3 protein-coding genes are annotated in these 1,835 nt (G+C 67.4%); 1 reads left to right on the top strand and 2 read right to left on the bottom strand.

Features of this window, described 5'->3' with window-relative positions:
• The coding region (locus tag ACFW2E_RS46255; protein WP_384478019.1) for a helix-turn-helix domain-containing protein at window positions 1–891 on the bottom strand (891 nt) is incomplete at its 3' end.
• 90 nt (window positions 892–981) lie between these two features.
• Window positions 982–1,218, bottom strand: a complete 237-nt coding sequence (locus ACFW2E_RS46250) for a DUF397 domain-containing protein (RefSeq protein ID WP_384478016.1) — start codon at window positions 1,216–1,218, stop codon at window positions 982–984.
• A gap of 183 nt (window positions 1,219–1,401) precedes the next feature.
• On the opposite strand from ACFW2E_RS46250, the gene ACFW2E_RS46245 reads away from it, so the two are divergent.
• On the top strand, window positions 1,402–1,835 hold a 434-nt coding region (locus ACFW2E_RS46245; protein WP_384478013.1), incomplete at its 3' end, for an ATP-binding protein.

Here is a 1,835-nt window from a genome sequence, read left to right as displayed (position 1 = left end):
CTCGAGGAGGGACCGTGTCTGCTCCGGCGGGCTGGCGACACCGCAAAGGTTGTTGAGGATGGCCTGATACCGCTCGGACTCGGATGGTTTCTCCCGGTAGATCGCGCCTTCGTACTGCTCGAGGTAGACCATGTCGGGCAGGTACTCCGAGGCGAAGAACCGCATGTGCACGATGGGGTGCCCGATCGCTCCGGCCGCTCCCACCGTCAGCGGGGCGATCTGGAGGTGGAGCTGGTAGCGCAGCTCGTCGTGCAGGGCCAGGAGGTGCTTGATCTGCCGGTACATGGTCCCGGGGGTGCCCACCTGGCGGCGGAAGACCTCGGAGTCCATGACGGCGAGCAGAACCGGCGGGGTGGTGGCTCGGCGCAGCATATCGATCCGCTGGGTGCGCAAGGCGACCCTCTCGGAAACCTGTTGTGCCGACCAAGTCGGGTGGACGGCCCGGACGACGATCTTTGCGTACTCTTCGGTCTGCAGCCACCCGGGGACCAGCTGCGGCTCGTAGGAGATGATGCGGCGGGCCGCCGGTTCCATGGCCAGCAGGGGGCGCAGGGCGACTGGCGCCGTCTGGCTGTGTGCCTGCCATGCCTCCGGCTTGGCGGCCTCGTGGACCAGGGCGGCAACCCTTCGGCGTTCCGCGTCCTCGGTCACTCCGTAGAGGTCGAGGAGGCGCTCAACCTCTGTCGGCTTCAGCGTGGCAAGGCCGTTCTCCATACGGCTGATCGTCGAGTCGGAGGCGTCGATGCAGCGGGCAGCCTGCCGCGGTGCCAGCCCGGCGTGGTCACGGCAGCGCCGCAGGTGCCCGGCAAGGGCCTTGCGGTGGGCGGCCGCTCCCCACTCGGGCCGGTGGGGAAATCCGAGGATGGAAGGCGCCTGGTGTTCGGCTGCCATGCCGGGAACTCCTATCGAACAGTCCGGAGATCCCGATTATGGCAGCCGCCGTCCTGCCGCGTCAGGAAATGGCCAGGGCGCTACGCGCCGCTACGCCAGGGTGAAATCGAACTCGCCGTCTTTGACGCCTTCCACGAATGCCTCGATCTCCTGGCGTGTGCATACCAGAGCGGGCCCGTCGGGGAACCGGGAATTGCGTACCGCTACCTCCCCGCCGGCCAGGACGGCCACCTCCACGCAGTTTCCGTTGCCACCGCTGCGACTGCTCTTGTGCCATGCCGCTCCCTCGATGCCGCTCGCCTGTGCGCCGTTCTCCACTCTCTGCATGCCTCGGCACCTTTCTTCACTGCACGACCGCCACCCGTCCACAGCCGTACTCGATCATGTTTGCGATTCTTTCGGCTCTGCAATTGCAGTACCGCGCTTGCAGGAACGAGCAGCAAGCGGGAATAGTGACGGTCAAGACGGCATGCCGTGCATCAGCACGCCACCTGCTCCGGGGGACGGACAATGACGCTGCGTCGCAACGACTTCCAGCCACTGATCGCACCGGCTGGGCGCGCGGAGCGCGGCCTGAATCTGTTCCTCGGCGAGCCCGTTGCCGCCACACCCAATCTGGCCGTTCGCACCGGTCTGGGCAGCACCCGTTTCGCGGCTCACCGGATCCCCGTGACGACGGCTTGCTGCTATGAGGCACGGCAGTTCACGCGTCGGGCGCTGACGGACTGGAAGCTGCACAGCATCTGCGACGACACCGTGCAGATCGTGTCGGAACTCGTTGCCAACGCTGTGCGCCACGGTCAACCCCACCGGGGAAGACGCTCCCCGGACAAGCCCGCGGTGTGGCTGGCCCTCGCTCTTCGCCCGCAGACCCTAGTGTGCGTAGTTCGGGACCCGGGGCGCGCGCGCCCGCGTCTGGCTGCTCCTCCTCTGCTCGCCGAGCG

Source organism: Streptomyces sp. NPDC058964 (assembly GCF_042741275.1).
Taxonomy (GTDB): domain Bacteria; phylum Actinomycetota; class Actinomycetes; order Streptomycetales; family Streptomycetaceae; genus Streptomyces.
Note: the sequence above shows the minus strand (reverse complement) of the source record. Positions and strands in the feature narration are given on the sequence as shown.